Origin of the sequence: Aeromonas sp. YN13HZO-058 (assembly GCF_001921245.1) — a bacterium.
Lineage (GTDB): Bacteria > Pseudomonadota > Gammaproteobacteria > Enterobacterales > Aeromonadaceae > Aeromonas > Aeromonas allosaccharophila.
In genome coordinates this window covers 35,981-54,291 of sequence record NZ_MQSY01000006.1, presented here as the reverse complement: position 1 = coordinate 54,291, position 18,311 = coordinate 35,981, and the positions used below count along the sequence as shown (strand labels likewise).

Sequence of the window (18,311 nt, the reverse complement as noted above, 5' to 3'; positions counted from 1 at the left end):
GTGAAGCCAAGGCCACAGAGGTATAGTGTGAAAAAAGCCAATAAAAACAATGCCAGTCAGGCTTAACTGACTGGCATTAGGCCTGATGGCCCCCGTTGTCATGATGCTGACGGTGATAAATGCAAAACGGAGCCCGAGGCTCCGTTTTTCAATGCAGTATCAATCCCTTACGGAACGCGCTTCACGCTCTTCCCGCTCCCTTGCCAACAAGCGTTTGTACCACCAGCTACTGCGACGACGTTGTGCATTGGAAGAGCGACGAGCCATTTCTTAGGTTCCAGCCAAGAGAAGAAAGGAGCTGCATTATGCGACAGGGATCACGTCCATGTCTTTAGCTGGATCAAGAAAAGCCTCACTGACCCACGGAAATCGTCTTCTGATCTTTTGCTCCCCGGGTGGCAGGCAACACCACCGCAGGAGAGCGCCAAGCCAACGGGCCATTGCTCTCGAGGTCGTTCTGCGGGCCGCACTCCAGCCAGATATCTCCCTGCAGAATACGGGCCCCTTCGGAATATTTCTGATCGGCAAACCAGCAGACCCGCTCGGGCAGCGAACCCAGCGGCAACACCAGCTCGGGGCTGGCAGAGTCGCCCACCACAGTGGTTTTGGACGCGGCCAGAGCGGGGGCGAGCCAGAGGGAGGCCAGCAGGCAGAGCAGTAAATTTTTCATGAGAGGGATCCTGTTTCGATGGGGGGCACTCTCGAAGAATCGACCAGCGCCGGGGTTTACTTGACTGACAATCATACTGCCTGCTGGCATTGTGGAACCAATATGGTAGCCTGCCAGCGCCTGCGGGCAGTCTCTCGCTGCCACGCGCAAACTTCCGGTGAATTTGTCACGTCCTGACAAAATATAACCTTATTTATCAAATCGTTATTTGGATATTATCCCAATGCGTATCATGCCGTTGCTTCAGGCGGCCTGCCTGAGCCTGATGTTGTCCGCCTGCGTTGCCCCATTGCTGATGATGAGCCCCACCAGCCAGCTGATGTGGGCCCTGCTCAAACCGCTGGTCGGCTTTGACCCGAACGAGGTCAATCTGTTCGAACAACCCCTGATCAAGGATCGGATGACCGCCATCCTTGGCCCCAACTACGACAGCACCATGCAGTTGCTCAAGACTGCCGACAAGTTACAGCAGGAGGGGCCGCTTTTCTATGTGGTCTCCGAGTATGCGCCGGTGCCGGATATCGCCAAGCAGGCGGGGATGGTGTGGAACTCGCAAACCAACCAGATGTCGGTATTGCTGCAAAAAGGGGATGGCACCACCCTGACCTTCGGCGAAAATCTGGCGGGCACGGCACCGACCTGGCCAACCGCCATGCAGGGCTGGCAGACCCCCACCAGCCAGCTCACCCCAACGGCCAATGCCCTGACCGGCGCGGCAACCAGTCAGAGTGACGCCTCCCCCTTCTCCCTAGGCAGCGCTCTGGGCACAGTGACCCGCGGCGTCACCGGCTCGCTGACCAACAGCGCCAGCCAAGCCATCAGCGGTGCAACCGCCAACGCCACAGGACAGGCCACGCAAGCGGTGAGTCAACGCGCGACCGACCTTACCCGCAGTGCAACCTCCGCAGTCACCGCACCCGCCAAGCAGGCGCTTAGCAGCACCGCCGCGACCGTGACGCAAGAGGCCACCAAGGCCGTTGCCGCACCTGCCGCACCTTCCAAACAGGCCGTCAGTAGCGCCGCTGCGACCGCAACGCAAGAAGCAACCAAGGCCGTTGCCACTCCTGCCAAGCAAGCAGTCAGCAACACCGCCGCCACCGCGACGCAAGAAGCCACCAAGGCCGTTGCCGCACCTGCCAAACAGGCCGTCAGCAGTGCCACTGCGACCGTGACACAGGAAGCCACCAAGGCTGTTGCCACTCCCGCCAAACAGGCGGTCAGTGCCGCCGCCGTGACGCAAGAGGCCACCAAGGCCGTGGCCGCACCAGCCAAACAGGCGGTCAGCAGCGCCACCGCAACCGTGACGCAAGAGGCCAGCAAGACCGTTGCCACTCCCGCCAAACAGGCGGTCAGCAGTGCTACCCTGACGCAGGAAGCGACCAAGGCTGTGGCTGCCCCCACCCAGCAGGCCGCCAGTGCCGCCGCCCATACGGCCGGAGAGAGCGTCGCCGATGCAGCCAGAGCGGCGGAGGCCAAGGCGCGCGCCAAAGCCGAGGCGGAGATGGAAGCCCTGCTCAAATAGACCGACAGGCCACCGCAAGGTGGCCTGTTGTTTTATCGCGCAGCCGGATCATGAACTTATGGCAAAGGCCACATAGACTGTTAGGTAACTACCCGCACAAGGAGTGCACCATGCGCCGCCTGCTCTCTGCTCTCGCTTCTCTCGCGCTGTTTATCGCGCTCCCGGCTCCGGCACTTATCTACTATTCGGAGCAGAACATGCCGCTCAACGGCCAGGATAACAAGGGTCAACCCATTGGCCTTGCAGTCGAGCTGCTGCGCCTGATGTGGCGCGAAATGGGGGTGCCGGAGCAACCGATCCACTTCCTGCCCTGGGCCCGCGGCTGGTATTTGCTGACCCAGCAGCCGGAGGCGGTGCTGTTTACCACGGCGCACACCAGGGAGCGGGATCCCCACTTCCTCTGGGTCTGCCCCATCAGCCACTCCAGGGTCTCGTTGGTCGGCCGCAAGCAGGATGCCCCCAAAGTGGCTAGCAAAGCGGATCTCGCCAAGCTGCTGATCGGCGTGATGCAGGCAGATGTGGGGGAGCAGTTGCTGCTCAACCGCGGGATCAGCCCGGGCAATATGATGGCGGTGGAACGGATGGAGCAGGTGGTGCGCCAACTCATCATGGCCCGTACCGATCTGGTGGCGGGCAACGAGGTGATGTTGCGCCATCAGGCCAAGGCGCTGGGTTTTCCCAGCGAGGATTTTGTCACCGTCGCAATTCTTGAAGAGCAGGACAACTGCTTCGCCTTCAATCTGGCGGCAGACAAACAGCAAATAGCACGTCTGCAACAGGCGCTGGACAAGGTCAGGCAGGGGGATGAATACAAGCGGCTGATGGCGCGCTACCAACCGCTCAACATGCTGCCCGAGACCAATCCCCCCATCCCGCGCCTCGAGTAACCCCGGCCCGCCCTATGGCGGGCTCGTTTTGTCTCCCGCCGATGAGGCGGGGGATGCCTCCAGCGGCGCCGTAATGAGGTGGTTCAGAAAGAGATGGAACAGCTCGGCCCGCGAGCCGAGCCGCAGCTTGCCGTAGATATGCTTGCGGTGATTCTTCACAGTGCCGCTGCCAATCCCGAGCGCTGCGGCAATCGCCTCCGTATCCAGCCCCTGCAGCAACAACTCCGCCACCTGCCGCTCGCGCCGGGTAAGCCTATCGCCCCCGACACTCGCCATCGCCTGCTCCACCGCACTCCGGATGCTGGCGCTGTCTGGCAGCACCGTGCTCTGTGCCAGCAGCGGCTGGCTCTGCCGCCACTGTTGGCGACAGAGCGAATGTACCAGCGGGAACAACTGCTCCAGCCGTGCCAGCTCGTCACGGCTGAGGGTACTGCGCTTGTCGAGGCGGCCAAGAAACAGCATCAACGTCAGTCCGTCCCGCACCGGCAGGATCAGCCCCACCTCCTCCTGCCAGCCGGTGGCCTGATAGAAGTGGTGGCGATATTCGGGATCGAGCCGCCCTTGGGAGACCTGTGCCAGCGTCCAGACGCCGGCAGGCAAGCCCTGTTCCAGCGCCTGCATAAAGGGATCCTGACTGAAGTGGCTGGTGAGGTAGCGATCAAACAGCAGAGCCCGCTGATGGTTGAGGTTGTCGTAGAGGTAGACGGGCCGCTGCCCGACGCCGAGCAGCAGGGCGCAATCAAACGCCACCTGCTGCTGGATCAGCCGCACCAGCGCCGCCTGAAAGGCGCTGCTGTGCAGGGCATCAACCACCTCGGTCATGCTGCGGGTCAAGGCATCTGTGGTGAATGGCTGGGTCATGGTGGCACGTTTCCGGTGGCGGGGAGCGATTCCCCACTGTGGCTGAATGCTAGCACGAGAGTGGCGAAACTGTCCCTCAGGGGACATATCCGCCACCGACCAGAACGGCGAGGATGACGGCTTTTCCCCCTGCTGTTGGAGAACCCATGATCAACCCCCACCTGCTCGATGAGCTGAGCCAGCGCGGCCTTGTGGCCCAGAATTCCGACCCGGCGGCCCTGGCCGATCATCTTGCCACCCCGCGCACCGTCTATTGCGGGTTTGATCCCACCGCTGGCAGCCTGCATATCGGTCATCTGGTGCCGCTCTTGATGCTGCGCCGCTTCCAGCTGGCGGGCCACACCCCGGTGGCACTGGTGGGCGGGGCGACCGGCCTTATCGGCGACCCCAGCTTCAAGGCGACCGAGCGCAGCCTCAACAGTGCCGATACCGTGCAGGGTTGGGTCGCCAGCCTGTCGGCCCAGATCAAGGCGCTGTTGCCCGCCGATGAGGGCCTGTCGGCCCCGCAACTGGTCAACAATGGCGGCTGGATGGGGCAGATGTCCGCCCTCGATTTTCTGCGGGATATCGGCAAGCACTTCTCGGTCAACGCCATGCTGGCACGGGAATCGGTGCGCCAGCGGCTGGCCCGCCCGGATCAGGGCATCTCGTTCACCGAGTTCTCCTACGCCCTGCTGCAATCCTACGACTTTGCGGTGCTGCACCAGCGGCTCGGCTGCACCCTGCAGATTGGCGGCAACGACCAGTGGGGCAATATCACCAGCGGTATGGATCTCACCCGTCGTCTCCATCAGGCACAGGTGCACGGCATGACCCTGCCCCTTATCACCAAGGCGGATGGCACCAAGTTCGGCAAGACCGAGGGTGGCGCGGTCTGGCTCGATCCGGCGCTCACCTCCCCTTACGCCTTCTACCAGTTCTGGCTCGGCACTGCGGATGAGGATGTCTACCGCTTCCTGCGCTACTACAGCTTTATGTCGCTGAGCGAGATTGCTGCACTGGAGGTGGAGGATGCCAAGCGACAGGGGCGCAAGCAGGCCCAGCAGATGTTGGCAAACGAGCTGACCGAGCTGGTGCACGGCAAGGCGGCGCTGGCGGCGGTACAACGCATCAGCGAGCTGCTGTTTAGCGGCGACGTGGCTCGCCTTGGCGAGAGCGATCTGGCCCAGCTGGCGCAGGATGGCATGCCGAGCAGCACAGTCTGCGGCGAGATTGATCTGGTCAGCCTGCTGGTCAGCTGCGGTCTGGCGAACTCCAGACGCATCGCCCGCGAGCTGCTGGCGGCAGGAGCCATCAGCCTCAATGGTGTGCTCAAGCAGGATGATCAGCTGAGTGCCCATGATCGACTGTTTGGCCGCTACCTGCTGCTGCGCCGGGGCAAGAAGCAGTACCACCTGGTGGAGTGGCAATAAGCCGCAGGGCGGGGAGCTCAGCCTCCCCGCCCGTGCCCAGGCGAGGTCAGGCCAACAACAATCTCTTTTGAATCCCGAGTTGCGATCCCCCTCACAACCTCTCCCGTCAGCAGCCACCATACTGGCTCCGGCGAACATGGAGTACGCCACACAATCTGTTCCTCACGAATCAACAAGGATGCTGATGATGAAGAGATGGCTTCTGGTGCTGCTCTGCACCCTGCCCATGCTGGCGCACGCCAGCGGATATACCCAGACCCGCTACCCCATAGTGCTGGTGCACGGCCTGTTCGGCTTCGACAAGCTGCTCGGGGTCGATTACTTCTACGGCATTCCCCAGGCCCTGAGCCGGGATGGTGCCAAGGTCTACGTGGCGCAGGTGTCGGCCACCGCCAGTTCGGAACAGCGGGGGGAACAACTGCTCGCCCAGGTTGAGCTGCTGCTGGCCGCCACCGGTGCCGAGAAGGTCAACCTGATCGGCCACTCCCACGGCGGCCCCACCATCCGCTATGTCGCCTCGGTCGCCCCCGAGCTGGTCGCCTCCGCCACCAGCGTCGGCGGGGTCAACTATGGCTCCGAGATTGCCGATCTGGTGCGGGCCAACGCTGCCCCAGGCAGCGCCGCCGAGAAACTGGCTGCTGCCGCTGCCCACGCCCTCTCCGGCATGATTTCACTGCTCTCGGGCGGGAGCCCGCTGCCGCAAGATCCGGTCGCCGCCCTCGATGCCCTCACCAGCAAGGGAGCCAGCCAGTTCAACCAACGCTACCCGGAGGGGCTGCCAGGCCAATATTGCGGCGAAGGGCCGCTGCAGGCCAGCAACGGCGTCTACTATTTCTCCTGGAGCGGGCGCGGCAACCTGACCAATCTGCTGGATCCGGTGGATCCTGCGCTGGCGCTGACCGGCGCCTTCTTCAAGGAGCCCAATGACGGGCTGGTCGGGGTCTGCAGCAGCCACCTCGGCAAGGTGATCGGCACCGGCTACCGGATGAACCATCTGGACGAAGTGAACCAGTCGTTCGGCATCCACCATCTGTTCGAGACCGATCCGGTCACCCTCTATCGCCAGCACGCCAACCGCCTCAAGGAGCTGGGCCTATGAAGATAGCCATCCTGCTCGCCGTGCCCTGCGCCATCACCCTGCTGCTTGGCGGGGTGCTGCTCTGGCCCGCTGCACCGACGGCAGGCTCATCATCCGATCAAGCCAACCAGCATGCCCAAAGCCACCCGCACGATCCCGAGCAGGAGGCCGCCGATGCCCTGCAGGCGCGCTATCGCACCTTTGTCTCCGCCCAGAGCAGCCTGACGGTGCCCACCGAGATCTCCCTCACCAGCCTGCAGATCCTGTTTGACGAGCGGGAGCAGCTGCGCCAGCAGAGCTTTACCCCCGCCGAGCAGGCGCAGCTGTTTGCCGAGGATCGACTGATGGAGCAGCTGACCCTGCGCCGCAGGGCACTGGCAGAGGCGAGAGACAGCGAGAAATCGCAGTTGGCCAGCGAGCTGGATCTCTGGCTGGCGGAGCAGCCGGGCTGGTTTCGCGAGGCGGAGGCCAACAGCCGCCTGCTTGAAGAGTTGCAAGGGCTGGCGCAGATGGACCCGGCCAAACGGGATGCCCTGCTGCTGGAGACGGGAGGACCGGAAGCGGTGGATCGAATGCGCCAGCTGGAGCAGAACCGGCAAGGGTTCGACGAGCAGCTCAGCGGCTTTCTGGCCGAGCTAAGGCAACTGCCGAACGAGGCCCGGGCCGCACAGCATCAAGAGCTGCTGGCCCGCTGGTTCGAGCCCGGACAGTGGCGCCGGGTCGAGGCGCTCACCCGGCTCAAGCTGGGGGAGCCACCAGCCGAATGAGAAGGGGGCCCGCGATGGGCCCCCTTGCTGCTGCGCTTATTGCGGCTTGTTGGCACCCGGCAGCGGCTGCCAGGTGAGGCGGGTTACCTGAGTGCCCTGTACCTCGCACTTGAGGCTCAGCTCCTGCCACCCCTTATCCTGACGCAGGGATACCTCCCCCTCGATCCCCTGCTCGCCAATCTTCAGCTTATCCTGCTCGAAGATCACCTTGTCGCCGTGGGCGAGTTCCATCAGTTTGCCGTTGCAGAGCCAGTGAGCGAGATCCGCCCCCTTCAGCTTGACGCTACCCTTGGCGGCCTTCTGTTCGGCCGCGCTCACCACAAACAGCTTGCTCAGCTCGGCGGCCCGCTTGGTGAGCCACTCCTGACGCTGCTGCATGCTCATTTTGCTGACGAACTCGGCGGGCTGGCCCTTCTCGTCCAGCCATTGGGTCAGCTTGCCGCTGTCGTCAAAGGCAAACTGGGCTGCAGGCTCTTTGACCCCGAATAGCTTGCCGCCCTTGAAGTAGTAGCGGCTCTCCCCTTCCAGCTTGCCCAGCTCGTTCATGATGGGCACGGCGATGATGACGGGGGCGCCATCGATCCAGGCCTTGATATCGACACCATCATGGCTGAATTGACGGGTATCGAGGGCGCTCTCGGCCCCCTTCTCCATCAGGGTAAACTGCTCGGCGAGAGAAGCGGCCAGAGAAGGGAGGGAGCAGAATCCCAGGGTCAGCGCGATCGCTGTGTTGCGCATTGAGTTGTACATAGCACTCCTGTGATGGGCCATCCGGCCCGTGGTTAACTCTCTGTCAGCCAGGCCCGCAACCCTTCCCGGTGAGCATCGCTCAGGGGCAGGGATTGGCGGGCCCGGTAGTCAAAATGGATCAGGGTCGTTTCGGCGGTGACGGCCAGTTCGCCGCCCTGCCAGGCCTCCTGCCAGACCGTAAAGGAGCTGGTGCCGATGCGGCGCACACCGGTCTTGATGGTGACCGGCTGGCCGTAGAACAGCTCACGTTTGAACTGCACTGTGTAGCCCGCGATGATCAGATGCCAGTTATGCACATCCAGCTCGGGGGAGAAGATCCGGAACAGGGGATCCCGCGCCGATTCGAACCAGACCGCCGGCACCGTGTTGTTGATATGGCCGAGGGCATCCGTCTCTTGAAAGCGGGGTTGGATCTGCATTTCCAGCATGAGTTGACTCCTTGTCTCTTTGTTTCTGTCCTTGTGCTGTTCATTGGACATCAGTGGCCAATGGGTAGCCGACGGGCATCATCAGCGGATCAGCATGTTACATGATACTGCTGGCCCAAGCACAGGGATGCCAGCGGCCCTGCGCGACCGGCCAGCGAGTGTCGCAGCGCGGCGGGTTGTGGGGCTATGCAAAAAAGCGGGCAGTAAAAAGCCCCGCACACCTTGGGTGTACGGGGCTGATGCAGCTAGCTAAACGGCTCGGGGGCTAACCCAACAGATCGAAGCGATCCGCATTCATCACCTTGTTCCAGGCGGTGATGAAGTCACAGACAAACTTCTCCTGGTTGTCATCCTGGGCATAGACCTCGGCATAGGCGCGCAGCACCGAGTTGGAACCGAACACCAGATCCACCCGGGTGGCCGTCCACTTCAGGGCGCCGCTGCGGCGATCGCGGATCTCGTAGAGATTGCTCGCTTTCGGCAGCCACTGGTAGGCCATGTCCGTCAGGTTGACGAAGAAGTCGTTGCTGAGCACCCCGATCCGGTCGGTAAAGACTCCGTGCCCGGTGCCGCCGTGGTTGGTGCCGAGCACCCGCATCCCGCCGACCAGCGCCGTCATCTCGCAGGCGGTGAGCCCCATCAGCTGAGCGCGATCCAGCAGCAGCTCCTCCGCCGTCACTACATAGTCCTGCTTGAGCCAGTTGCGGAAGCCATCGGCCAACGGCTCCAGCACCTCGAACGAGGCCACATCGGTCTGGGCCTGAGTAGCATCGCCCCGGCCCGGCGCAAACGGCACGTTCACCGTCATCCCGGCGGCCTGCGCAGCCTGCTCGATGGCGAGGTTGCCCCCCAGCACGATGAGATCCGCGACGCTGACACCACACTCGGTCGCCAGCTTGTCATAGACCGCCAGCACCTTCGCCAACCGCGCCGGTTCGTTGCCCGGCCAATCCTTCTGCGGCGCCAGCCGGATGCGGGCGCCGTTGGCTCCGCCCCGCTTGTCGGAGCCTCGGAAGGTACGGGCACTATCCCAGGCGGTAGTGACCCGCTCGCTGATGGAGAGGCCGCTGGCGGCAATCCTGGCCTTCACCGCCGCCACGTCATAATCGACGCGGCCAGCAGGCACCGGATCCTGCCAGATCAGATCTTCTGTCGGCACATAGGGGCCAACATAGCGGCTCTTCGGCCCCATATCTCTGTGGGTCAGCTTGAACCAGGCGCGGGCGAAGGCGTCGGAGAAGGCTGCCGGATCATCGCGGAAGCGCTCGGCAATCTTGCGATAGGCGGGGTCGAATTTGAGCGCCATGTCGGCATCGGTCATCATGGGTTTGCAGCGGATCGACGGGTCCTCCACATCCACCGGCATATCCGCCTCGGCGATATTGATCGGTTGCCACTGATGGGCCCCCGCCGGAGATTTTTGCAACCACCAGTCGTACTTGAACAGCAGATCGAAGTAGCCGTTGTCCCATTGGGTCGGGTGGGTGGTCCAGGCCCCTTCGATGCCGCTGGTCACTGTGTTGCGGCCGATGCCGCGGCTGTGGTGATTGATCCAGCCGAGCCCCTGCTCCTCGAGGCTGGCCCCTTCCGGCTCGGGGCCGAGCTGTTTAGCATCGCCGTTGCCGTGAGCCTTGCCGACGGTGTGGCCACCGGCGGTCAGCGCCACTGTCTCTTCGTCATCCATCGCCATGCGGGCGAAGGTGATTCGCATATCCTGCGCGGTTTTCAGCGGATCGGGCTGGCCATCCACCCCTTCCGGGTTAACGTAGATAAGCCCCATCATCACCGCCGCCAGCGGGTTTTCCAGATCCCGCTCGCCGGAGTAACGACCGCCCGGCTTGCTGCTGGGCGCCAGCCACTCTTTCTCCGATCCCCAGTAGATATCCTTCTCCGGGTGCCAGATATCCTCGCGGCCAAAGGCGAAACCGAAGGTCTTGAGCCCCATGGACTCATAGGCCACGGTGCCCGCCAGAATGATCAGGTCGGCCCAGCTGATCTTGTTGCCGTACTTCTTCTTGATGGGCCACAGCAGGCGACGGGCCTTGTCGAGGTTGGCGTTGTCCGGCCAGGAGTTGAGGGGGGCGAAACGCTGGTTGCCGCTGCCGCCACCGCCCCGGCCATCGGCGATGCGGTAAGTCCCGGCCGAGTGCCAGGCCATGCGGATCATCAGGCCGCCGTAGTGGCCCCAGTCGGCGGGCCACCAATCCTGACTGTCGGTCATCAGGGCAGTCACATCCTGCTTGAGGGCCGCCATATCGAGCCCCTTCAAGGCTTGCCGATAGTTGAAACCGGCTCCCAGCGGATTGGTCTTGGTATCGTGTTGGTGAAGAATGTCGAGGTTGAGGCTCTTCGGCCACCACGCCATTCTGGACGTCTCGACGGAGGTGGTTCCCCCGTGCATGACCGGGCATTTTCCTGCGGAACTGTCTGAATTGTTGCTCATCGTTTTCCTCATTTGCTCTGCTGTCCATAACCTGAAACAGCATGGCACAGAGGCGTGACACAAACTGTGCAACGGCAGCCGCTTTACGGATCTTTCACGCAAGCGGCCACGGAGCGCCCGTCAGCCGTGGCAGGAATGGGACGAACTATGGCGCCGCTGCAGGCTGATGGGTCGGCTCGGGCCGCAGCCAGGCGCTGCGAAAATCGAACCAGCCAAGCGCCGTCATCCGCACCCCGTGTACCCCGACCCGGCTCTCCAGCTCCAGCCAGTGGTGAAACAGCGGCACAAACCAGCTCTGCTGCTGCACCGTTGCCAGCAGGGCGCGGGGGCCGGGCTCGGCACCGCTGGCCCGCCACTGCATCAGCCCCTGCCACAGCTCGTGCTGGCTGCCCCACACCTTGCGCAGCAGCGGCGTGCCCTGCAACCAGACGTAGGGGGCAAAGGGGCCGGCATGTTCGAGGTTGAGGGTGCCGAGCCAGAGATCCACGTCTTCATCCTCGCCACTCACCCAGCGGCCGTAATCGAGGGTGCGCACCTCCAGCTCAATGCCCTGCGACCCTAGCAGGCTGCTCATGGCGTTGGCGCACTCATTGAACTCCAGATGCTGGTTGAAGCAGGCGAGCACCAGTCTCCCCGGCAACTGCGCCGGTGTGGGCAAGGGCGCGGGCAGCGCTTCGCGCCAGTGGGGCAGCAGGCCGAGGGCGCTGGTCCAGCCCCGTTGCAACTCGGGAGCGACCCGTCCCATCAGGGCCACCGGATTGAACAGCTGGCCGAGCCACTGCCGCAGGGCGGGATCCTGCAAGGATCCGGAACGATCGTCCTGCAGCAGGAAGTAGCAGCCCGACTCCAGCTCCGACTCGCCGCGCATGGTGCCGAGCTCCGGGCGGTCGCGCCCCAGCTGCAGGTGGGTCTCCAGTCGCTCTGCCAGCTCAGGCAACATCCAGATATCGATCTCGTCGAGCAGGGCGCGCAGGCCGAAGTAGTCGTCGAACGCGGCAAGGCAAAGATGCAGTGGATCGTTGGCGGCCACCCGGTAGGGACCAGTGCCGACCGGTTGCAGGGCAAAGCCCGCCTCTCCCTTGAGCTCCCGCGGCAAGATGGTCGCCACCGGCTCGGCCAGCAGGTGGGGCAGCCAGGGATCCGGACTGTCGAGATAGAGATCCAGAGTGCGCGGCCAGGGGTTCTCCAACCGGTCCAGATGGGCGAACAGCGGGAGCTCCCGCAGGGCCAGCAGGCTCTCCATCACATCCTCCACCACCAGCTCACGGCCGTGGTGAAAGCGCACTGCCGGGCGCAGGTAAAAGCGCCAGTGGCAAGGGCCCAGACACTCCCAGTGGTGGGCGAGATCCCCTTCGATTTCCCCATTTTCCTCATTTCTCCGGGTCAGACCGTTGAAGATCTGGCGGCTCAGGTGAATTTCGGAGCGGCGCATCGGGCCGGTGGGCAGCAACTGCGGCAGCGGCCGGTAGTAGGGCACCCGCAGGATCTGGCGCCCCTCGCGGGTGGCCTGACCGAGCTGCTCGATCAGCAGCGGGGTGAGCAGATCGAGGCGATCTTCCGCCAACCGCACCGCCTGCGCCAGCTGACCCTGACTGAGCAGATCCCGCAAGCGGCGCCGGGTCAGGCTCTCCTGACTGTCGAGCAGGGTGAGTCGGGAGCGCCGCCCCCGCCCCGCTTCCGCCGTCCAGTTGAGCCAGCCCTGATCCTGCATCCGCCGCAGCAGCAGACGGGCGTTGCGCGGGGTGCAGCAGAGCAGGTCCGCCACCTCGGCGAGACTGATCTCCCGCTCATCGCTGCCAAGCAGCTGGGCGAGTCGTTGAAATTGCTGGTAGAGGCGACCGGTCGGCATAAAAGAGGAAATCCCGTTGCTGTAAGTCATCAGTTTTTACTTCCGCATTTTAGCTCAATACTGCTGGCGAACGTGAGAACCACCGCACAGGAGCGCCATCATGAGCCACGCCAACCCCATCAAACCGAACCGGATCCAGCAGACCTTGCGCCGTTACTTCAAGCGGGTCCTGCCGCGCCCGCTGGCGCTCATCGAGGATCCCATGCAGCAGCTCAACCGCCTGATGCAGTGGGATATGAACCAGATCGATGACAAGGAGTATCGCCGTCGCCTCTGAGTGAGACCTGCCTGCCCACCACTCGGGAGGTGCATCCCCTGCGGGCGACATTGCTTTGCCGGATCTTGCTGTTTACATCGGCCACGGGCCTGATAGATTGGACGTCTATCCATCTATAAATGCCATAAGCAACATCCAACAAGGAGTGTGTGATGAAAGATGCGACCCTGGCCCTGCACCATGGCTTTTCCAGCGACCCCACCACCAAGGCGGTCGCCGTGCCCATCTACCAGACGGTGGCCTACGAATTCGAGAGCGCCCAACACGGGGCGGACCTGTTCAATCTGGCGGTACCGGGCAACATCTATACCCGCATCATGAACCCCACCAACGATGTGCTGGAGCAGCGAATGGCCGCGTTGGAAGGGGGCATCGCCGCGCTGGTGGTCTCGGCAGGTTCCGCCGCCATCAACTACGCCATTCAGGCGCTGACCGCCGCCGGCGACAACATCGTCTCCACCCCCCAGCTCTATGGCGGCACCTATACCCTGTTCGCCCACATGCTGCCGAGTTTCGGGGTCGAGGTGCGCTTCGCCAAGGATGACAGCGCCGAAGCCATCGCCGCCCTTATCGATGACAAGACCAAGGCGGTCTACTGCGAGAGCATCGGCAACCCGGCGGGCAACATCGTCGATCTGGCCGCGCTGGCCAAGGCGGCCCACGCCCGTGGCGTGCCGCTCATCGTCGACAACACGGTCGCCACGCCGGTCTTGTGCAAACCCATCGAGCACGGCGCCGACATCGTCGTGCACAGCCTGACCAAGTACGTGGGCGGTCACGGCAACTCGCTGGGTGGCGTGGTGGTCGACTCGGGCAAGTTCCCCTGGGCCGATCATGCCGAGCGTTTCCCGCAACTGACCAAACCCGAGCCCTCCTACCACGGGGTGGTCTATACCGAGGCCTTTGGCCCCGCCGCCTTTATCGGGCGGGTACGCACCGTGCCGCTGCGCAATACCGGTGCGGCGCTGGCGCCGATGAACGCCTTCCTGCTGCTGCAGGGACTGGAGACCCTGAGCCTGCGCATGGAGCGCCACGTGGACAACGCCCTACGGGTCGCCAACCACCTCAAACATCACCCCAAGGTGGCCTGGGTCAGCTACGCCGGTCTGCCGGGTCACCCGCACTATCTGCTGGCGGAGAAGTACATGGCCGGTCGCCCCTCGGCCATTCTCTCGTTCGGGCTGAAGGAGGGTTACGAGGCGGGCGTGCGCTTCTACGATGCGCTGAAGATCTTCAAGCGGCTGGTCAACATCGGCGATGCCAAATCGCTGGCCTGCCACCCGGCCTCTACCACTCATCGCCAGCTGAGCGAGGAGGAGCAGGCCAAGGCAGGCGTGAAACCGGAGATGATCCGGCTGTCGGTGGGGATCGAGGCGATCGAGGACATACTGGCGGATCTGGATCAGGCGCTGGAGGCCTGAGTCTGGCGTTGAGCGAGCGGGCATCAGCCCGCTCTTTTTTTGCTGCCGGTGAACCGCATCCCTCGCCCGCTCGTATACCCCATCCTGCCACCGAATCGAGGTTGTTATGATAGTCCTGCACCACCTGAACAAATCCCGCTCCCAACGCATCATCTGGCTGCTCGAAGAGCTGGGCCAGCCCTATGAGATCAAGGCGTATCAGCGCGATGCTACCACCTTTCTGGCACCGCCCGAGCTAAAAGCCATCCATCCACTCGGCAAGTCGCCGGTCATCGAGTTGGACGGCCGGGTACTGGCAGAATCGGGCGCCATCACCGAGTACCTGATCGCCCGCAATGCTCCGGAACGGCTGGCACCGGCCACCGACAGCCCCGACTATGCCGAATACCTGCAGTGGCTCCACTTCGCCGAGAGCTCGGGCATATTACCGCTGCTGCTCGAGATGTTCGTGCGAAAAGATGGCAGCCCGATGCGCTTCCTGCCGGACTATGCCAAGGCGGAGTGTGCCAAGGTGCTGGGCTACCTCAACGATGTGATGGCGAATCGCCACTATCTGGTGGGGGAGCGCCTCTCCGGCGCCGACATCATGAACTCCTTCCTGGTGGATCTGCTGGCGCAAAGCGGTCAGCTGGCCCACTTCCCGCACCTGCAAGCCTATTGGGAACGCCTCAATACCCATCCGGCCCGCCTAAAGGCGGTAGAGCTGGAGCGCGAGCTGGATCAGCGCCCCTGACCGAACAGCCACCATGCAAAACGCCCCGACTGTCGGGGCGTTGTTGTTATGCAGGCAGAGCGCGGTTTACTTGGCCTGCGGCACCTTGTCGCGGCGCGACTTCCACCACCATCTCAAGCGGATCTGGGAGATCAGCATCCCCGCCAGCATCAGGGCACAACCGGCGATAGCGCGCTCGTCCAGTGTCTCCCCCAGCAGCAGCACGCCACCCACGGCGGCAAACACGGTCTCCAGACTGAGGATGATGGCGGCGTGGGCTGGATGGGCGCCCCGCTGCCCCACCACCTGCAGGGTATAACCCACCCCGACCGACACCAGCCCGGCATAGAGCAGCGCCTGCCAACCGGCCACGGCGCCGCTCACAGTCGGGGTTTCGATGACCAAGGCGGTGGCGAGGCTGAGCAGGCCGCAGACCACGAACTGCATGCCGGCCAGCTTGATGGGAGCGACCCGGTTGGAGTAGTGATCCACCAGCAGCAGGTGAATGGCCCAGAACAGGGCGCCAACCACCTGCAACAGATCGCCAAAGCCGATGGTGAACTCGTCGGTGACGCTCAGTACATAAAGGCCCGTCAGGGCGATCAGGGCACCGATCCAGGTATTGAGCCCGCTCTTGTGACGCAGCAGCAGCCCCAGCACGGGCACCAGGATGATGTAGAGCCCGGTGATGAAACCGGCCTTGGCGGCGGTGGTATAGAGCAGCCCCACCTGCTGCAGGGAGGCGGCGCAGAACAGCACCAGCCCGGCCAATAAACCACCGGTCAGTAGTTGGCGATGGTCACCCGCGACGGCAACTGGTTGTCGGGATTTGAGCCACCAGAGCAGCGGCAGCAGGGAGAGGGCACCGAGCAGAAAGCGCAGGCCATTGAAGGTATAGGGCCCCATGTGATCCATCCCGAGGCGCTGGGCGACAAAGCCCATACCCCAGATGGTGGCAGCCATCAGCAACATCAGATTGGAGCGCATGGCGATTCTTCCTTAAATCGGCGCGTGACGGGTTATCCGATCCAAGATACCCGTCTCTCTACCCTCTTGTCTCTAGAGCGACAGCTGTTTTGTCAGCAAGGCCAGCAGGGCAACCAGTACCAGATTGCCCCGCAGGATCCAGACCACCCGGAAGTGCTGCTGAATGGAGATCATCGGCGCCTTGCCCAGACGCAGGGCGCGACGCCAGCGATAGAAGAGGCGACTGGGGTAATCGAGGGAGCCGACAATCAGCAGAAACAGCCCCATCTTGATGCCGTGGGCCGGATGGGCAAAGATCTGCGCCACCGAGCTGGCATGCTCGAGAGCCAGCAGACAACCGGTGGCAAAGATGGAGAAGAGCGCCAGCGCCGCCACGCCATCCGCCAGCAGCAGACGGCGCACCCGCAGCATATTCAGGCCGCGACGAAAGATCAGATACTCGACACAGAGGGCCAGGATCAGCACCGCTATGCTGCCGTAATGGGCCATGAAGAGCAGAGTGTGGTTCAGCATCGGAAAAATCTCATTTTCTGCCTTTAGACGCGCAGGGCTGCATCATATATGCTGGAGCCACCCGAGCAGAAAAGGATGGATTCATGTCTCCCGGCAAGCCCAAGAACACTTGGTCTTTAATCACCCGCATGCGGCTGGGCCTCCTCTTGCTCTTTATCCCCGTATTGCTGCTCGGCAGCCTCTACTACCTGCATATGGAGCGCACCCTGCGCCATGAGCAGCAACAGAACCTGATTGCTCGCAACACCCAGTATTTCCATACCCTGATCGAACCCTATCTGGCGACGCTCAAACGCCAGTTTACGCTCATTTATCAGCAGGTAAATTATCAGGATTTCAGCGGCCCGGAGATCCGCAACGGCGAGCGCTACCTGCAGCAATGGCAGGCTTATCACAAGGTGATGGAGCTCGATTACGTCTACGTAGGCACCGAGCATCGCAAGATGCTGATCCACCCCTCCTGGCAGGCCGACGAGAAATTCGATCCCAGAACCCGCCCCTGGTATCTGCTGGCCGCCAGCCACCCGAACCAGATGGTCTGGACCGATCCTTATTACGACTACACGCTCGGCACCCTCACCATGGCGCTGGCCCGGGTGATTGAAGATCCTGACGGCAAACGGGTTGGCGTGCTCTCGCTGGATACCCAGCTCACCCCCCTCGCCAGCTGGCTCAACGGTCGGCACGAGCAGAGTCATCATCTGGGCAATGGCTATCAGATCCTGCTCAACCATGACGGGCTGGTACTGGCCCATCCGGATCGCGAACGGGTATTCAAACCGCTCGCCACCACTGACTGGCTGGCTCGCATGCACGATGATCAGGGCTTCTTCCTCGATGATGCCAGCGGCATGATGGTCTCCTACTACCGCATCCCCGAGCAGCGCTGGATCCTGCTCAGCGTCGAGCCGACCGCCAGCATGCAGCAGGTGATCGACAGCGTTTCCGTCAACGTGCAGCTGATGATTGCCCTCGCCTGCATTCTCTATCTGCTGCTGGCCCTGCTCTGGGCCCGCTACTTCCGCCGCATGCTGGGAGAGATCACCCTGCTGATCCGCGCCAGTCGCTCCGGCGGTATCGCCTACCACGGTAGCCGCATGCTGGAGCTGGCCAAGGTCTATGAAGAGATGGATGCCGCCAGCCAGGACTTTGCCCAGATCCGGCAGCAAGCCAATCAGGACAAGCTCACCGGCCTCTACAATCGTCGCTTCTTCGACGAGTGCCTGCAAAAGCAGCTCAACAGTGGCGCGCCGTTCGGGTTGGTGATGTTCGATCTCGATGATTTCAAACGGGTCAACGATACCCACGGTCATCAGGCGGGGGATGTGGTGCTCAAGCGGGTGAGCAAGCTGGGCATGAATCTGTTTGACCAGTGGGGCTGGTTCTGCCGCTACGGTGGCGAAGAGCTGGTGCTGGTCTTTCGGCTGGAAACGACAATGAGCGAGATCGCCTCCCTGCTGGAAGCATTCCGGCTCGCGGTCGAAAAGCTTGAGTGGCGCGAACCCGATCTCACCGTCACTATCAGCGGCGGGGTGGCCTTCAGTCACTCCGGGCTCTCTGCCAAGGAGCTGGTGGAACTGGCCGACAGCGGGGTTTATCAGGCCAAGCGGGAGGGGAAAAACCGTATCTGCTTCCCCCAGTGTCGTGTCAGCGACCTGATGGATGAAGAACCCCCTCCTCACCTCGATCAGACTCGACGGCATGCCCATTAAGTGGAAGGGGATCCCTGCGGGA

General features: G+C 62.9%; 17 protein-coding genes. 9 read left to right on the top strand and 8 right to left on the bottom strand.

From position 1 onward, the window contains the following. Positions 1-352: 352 nt before the first annotated feature. Complete coding sequence (locus tag BSP75_RS00555) at positions 353-670, bottom strand: YnjH family protein (RefSeq protein ID WP_075111861.1); 318 nt, start codon at positions 668-670, stop codon at positions 353-355. Positions 671-893: 223 nt separating this feature from the next. Here BSP75_RS00555 and BSP75_RS00550 point away from each other — a divergent pair, with 223 nt between their 5' ends. After that, a complete protein-coding gene (locus BSP75_RS00550) occupies positions 894-2,192 on the top strand; it encodes a hypothetical protein (RefSeq protein ID WP_075111860.1) in 1,299 nt (432 codons plus the stop codon). Between the two features lie 110 nt (positions 2,193-2,302). Beyond that, entirely contained in the window at positions 2,303-3,079 is a 777-nt protein-coding gene (locus tag BSP75_RS00545) for a transporter substrate-binding domain-containing protein (protein ID WP_075111859.1), read from the top strand. A gap of 12 nt (positions 3,080-3,091) precedes the next feature. On the opposite strand, the gene BSP75_RS00540 is transcribed toward BSP75_RS00545, so the two are convergent. Continuing rightward, the gene (locus BSP75_RS00540; RefSeq protein ID WP_075111858.1) at positions 3,092-3,940 is read right to left on the bottom strand and encodes a helix-turn-helix transcriptional regulator; all 849 of its coding nucleotides are present in this window, start codon (positions 3,938-3,940) and stop codon (positions 3,092-3,094) included. A 146-nt stretch (positions 3,941-4,086) separates the two neighbouring features. Here BSP75_RS00540 and tyrS point away from each other — a divergent pair, with 146 nt between their 5' ends. The 3 genes from tyrS to BSP75_RS00525 all read left to right on the top strand — a co-directional run bounded on the left by tyrS (position 4,087) and on the right by BSP75_RS00525 (position 7,197). Beyond that, positions 4,087-5,352, top strand: coding sequence for a tyrosine--tRNA ligase (tyrS, locus tag BSP75_RS00535; protein ID WP_075111857.1), 1,266 nt, complete (start codon positions 4,087-4,089; stop codon positions 5,350-5,352). 187 nt (positions 5,353-5,539) lie between these two features. Beyond that, a complete protein-coding gene (locus BSP75_RS00530; RefSeq protein ID WP_075111856.1) occupies positions 5,540-6,451 on the top strand; it encodes a triacylglycerol lipase in 912 nt (303 codons plus the stop codon). Then, positions 6,448-7,197 (top strand): lipase secretion chaperone, encoded by a 750-nt coding sequence (locus BSP75_RS00525; protein ID WP_075111855.1) that lies wholly within the window; start codon positions 6,448-6,450, stop codon positions 7,195-7,197. The genes BSP75_RS00530 and BSP75_RS00525 overlap by 4 nt, the downstream gene beginning before the upstream one ends. A gap of 36 nt (positions 7,198-7,233) precedes the next feature. Here BSP75_RS00525 and BSP75_RS00520 read toward each other — a convergent pair whose 3' ends face one another. The 4 genes from BSP75_RS00520 to sgrR form a co-directional block, all read right to left on the bottom strand. Further along, positions 7,234-7,935, bottom strand: coding sequence for a hypothetical protein (locus BSP75_RS00520; RefSeq protein ID WP_075111863.1), 702 nt, complete (start codon positions 7,933-7,935; stop codon positions 7,234-7,236). 44 nt (positions 7,936-7,979) lie between these two features. Further along, entirely contained in the window at positions 7,980-8,375 is a 396-nt protein-coding gene (locus BSP75_RS00515; RefSeq protein ID WP_040095454.1) for a thioesterase family protein, read from the bottom strand. A 265-nt stretch (positions 8,376-8,640) separates the two neighbouring features. Continuing rightward, positions 8,641-10,818, bottom strand: a complete 2,178-nt coding sequence (gene katG / locus BSP75_RS00510; protein WP_075111854.1) for a catalase/peroxidase HPI — start codon at positions 10,816-10,818, stop codon at positions 8,641-8,643. A 145-nt stretch (positions 10,819-10,963) separates the two neighbouring features. Then, complete coding sequence (sgrR, locus tag BSP75_RS00505; protein ID WP_075111862.1) at positions 10,964-12,667, bottom strand: HTH-type transcriptional regulator SgrR; 1,704 nt, start codon at positions 12,665-12,667, stop codon at positions 10,964-10,966. A 100-nt stretch (positions 12,668-12,767) separates the two neighbouring features. Here sgrR and BSP75_RS21385 point away from each other — a divergent pair, with 100 nt between their 5' ends. From BSP75_RS21385 to BSP75_RS00495, 3 genes are all read left to right on the top strand, one after another. Further along, complete coding sequence (locus BSP75_RS21385) at positions 12,768-12,944, top strand: hypothetical protein (protein WP_148140570.1); 177 nt, start codon at positions 12,768-12,770, stop codon at positions 12,942-12,944. Between the two features lie 152 nt (positions 12,945-13,096). Next, entirely contained in the window at positions 13,097-14,365 is a 1,269-nt protein-coding gene (locus BSP75_RS00500) for an aminotransferase class I/II-fold pyridoxal phosphate-dependent enzyme (protein ID WP_075111853.1), read from the top strand. 106 nt (positions 14,366-14,471) lie between these two features. Then, the gene (locus BSP75_RS00495; RefSeq protein ID WP_075111852.1) at positions 14,472-15,098 is read left to right on the top strand and encodes a glutathione S-transferase family protein; all 627 of its coding nucleotides are present in this window, start codon (positions 14,472-14,474) and stop codon (positions 15,096-15,098) included. Positions 15,099-15,164: 66 nt separating this feature from the next. Here the strand turns inward: BSP75_RS00495 and BSP75_RS00490 are convergent, their stop codons facing one another. Further along, complete coding sequence (locus tag BSP75_RS00490) at positions 15,165-16,064, bottom strand: DMT family transporter (RefSeq protein WP_075111851.1); 900 nt, start codon at positions 16,062-16,064, stop codon at positions 15,165-15,167. Between the two features lie 72 nt (positions 16,065-16,136). Beyond that, positions 16,137-16,577, bottom strand: a complete 441-nt coding sequence (locus BSP75_RS00485) for a DUF2214 family protein (RefSeq protein WP_075111850.1) — start codon at positions 16,575-16,577, stop codon at positions 16,137-16,139. 83 nt (positions 16,578-16,660) lie between these two features. On the opposite strand from BSP75_RS00485, the gene BSP75_RS00480 reads away from it, so the two are divergent. Further along, positions 16,661-18,289, top strand: a complete 1,629-nt coding sequence (locus tag BSP75_RS00480; RefSeq protein ID WP_075111849.1) for a sensor domain-containing diguanylate cyclase — start codon at positions 16,661-16,663, stop codon at positions 18,287-18,289. Positions 18,290-18,311 lie beyond the last annotated feature (22 nt).

What these genes read in the sequence shown, in the direction of transcription:
- BSP75_RS00555 (WP_075111861.1), bottom strand. Translation starts at nt 670, where the DNA reads ATGAAAAATTTACTGCTCTGCCTGCTGGCCTCCCTCTGGCTCGCCCCC.
- BSP75_RS00550 (WP_075111860.1), top strand. Translation starts at nt 894, where the DNA reads ATGCGTATCATGCCGTTGCTTCAGGCGGCCTGCCTGAGCCTGATGTTG.
- BSP75_RS00545 (WP_075111859.1), top strand. Translation starts at nt 2,303, where the DNA reads ATGCGCCGCCTGCTCTCTGCTCTCGCTTCTCTCGCGCTGTTTATCGCG.
- BSP75_RS00540 (WP_075111858.1), bottom strand. Translation starts at nt 3,940, where the DNA reads ATGACCCAGCCATTCACCACAGATGCCTTGACCCGCAGCATGACCGAG.
- tyrS (WP_075111857.1), top strand. Translation starts at nt 4,087, where the DNA reads ATGATCAACCCCCACCTGCTCGATGAGCTGAGCCAGCGCGGCCTTGTG.
- BSP75_RS00530 (WP_075111856.1), top strand. Translation starts at nt 5,540, where the DNA reads ATGAAGAGATGGCTTCTGGTGCTGCTCTGCACCCTGCCCATGCTGGCG.
- BSP75_RS00525 (WP_075111855.1), top strand. Translation starts at nt 6,448, where the DNA reads ATGAAGATAGCCATCCTGCTCGCCGTGCCCTGCGCCATCACCCTGCTG.
- BSP75_RS00520 (WP_075111863.1), bottom strand. Translation starts at nt 7,935, where the DNA reads ATGCGCAACACAGCGATCGCGCTGACCCTGGGATTCTGCTCCCTCCCT.
- BSP75_RS00515 (WP_040095454.1), bottom strand. Translation starts at nt 8,375, where the DNA reads ATGCTGGAAATGCAGATCCAACCCCGCTTTCAAGAGACGGATGCCCTC.
- katG (WP_075111854.1), bottom strand. Translation starts at nt 10,818, where the DNA reads ATGAGCAACAATTCAGACAGTTCCGCAGGAAAATGCCCGGTCATGCAC.
- sgrR (WP_075111862.1), bottom strand. Translation starts at nt 12,667, where the DNA reads ATGCCGACCGGTCGCCTCTACCAGCAATTTCAACGACTCGCCCAGCTG.
- BSP75_RS21385 (WP_148140570.1), top strand. Translation starts at nt 12,768, where the DNA reads ATGAGCCACGCCAACCCCATCAAACCGAACCGGATCCAGCAGACCTTG.
- BSP75_RS00500 (WP_075111853.1), top strand. Translation starts at nt 13,097, where the DNA reads ATGAAAGATGCGACCCTGGCCCTGCACCATGGCTTTTCCAGCGACCCC.
- BSP75_RS00495 (WP_075111852.1), top strand. Translation starts at nt 14,472, where the DNA reads ATGATAGTCCTGCACCACCTGAACAAATCCCGCTCCCAACGCATCATC.
- BSP75_RS00490 (WP_075111851.1), bottom strand. Translation starts at nt 16,064, where the DNA reads ATGCGCTCCAATCTGATGTTGCTGATGGCTGCCACCATCTGGGGTATG.
- BSP75_RS00485 (WP_075111850.1), bottom strand. Translation starts at nt 16,577, where the DNA reads ATGCTGAACCACACTCTGCTCTTCATGGCCCATTACGGCAGCATAGCG.
- BSP75_RS00480 (WP_075111849.1), top strand. Translation starts at nt 16,661, where the DNA reads ATGTCTCCCGGCAAGCCCAAGAACACTTGGTCTTTAATCACCCGCATG.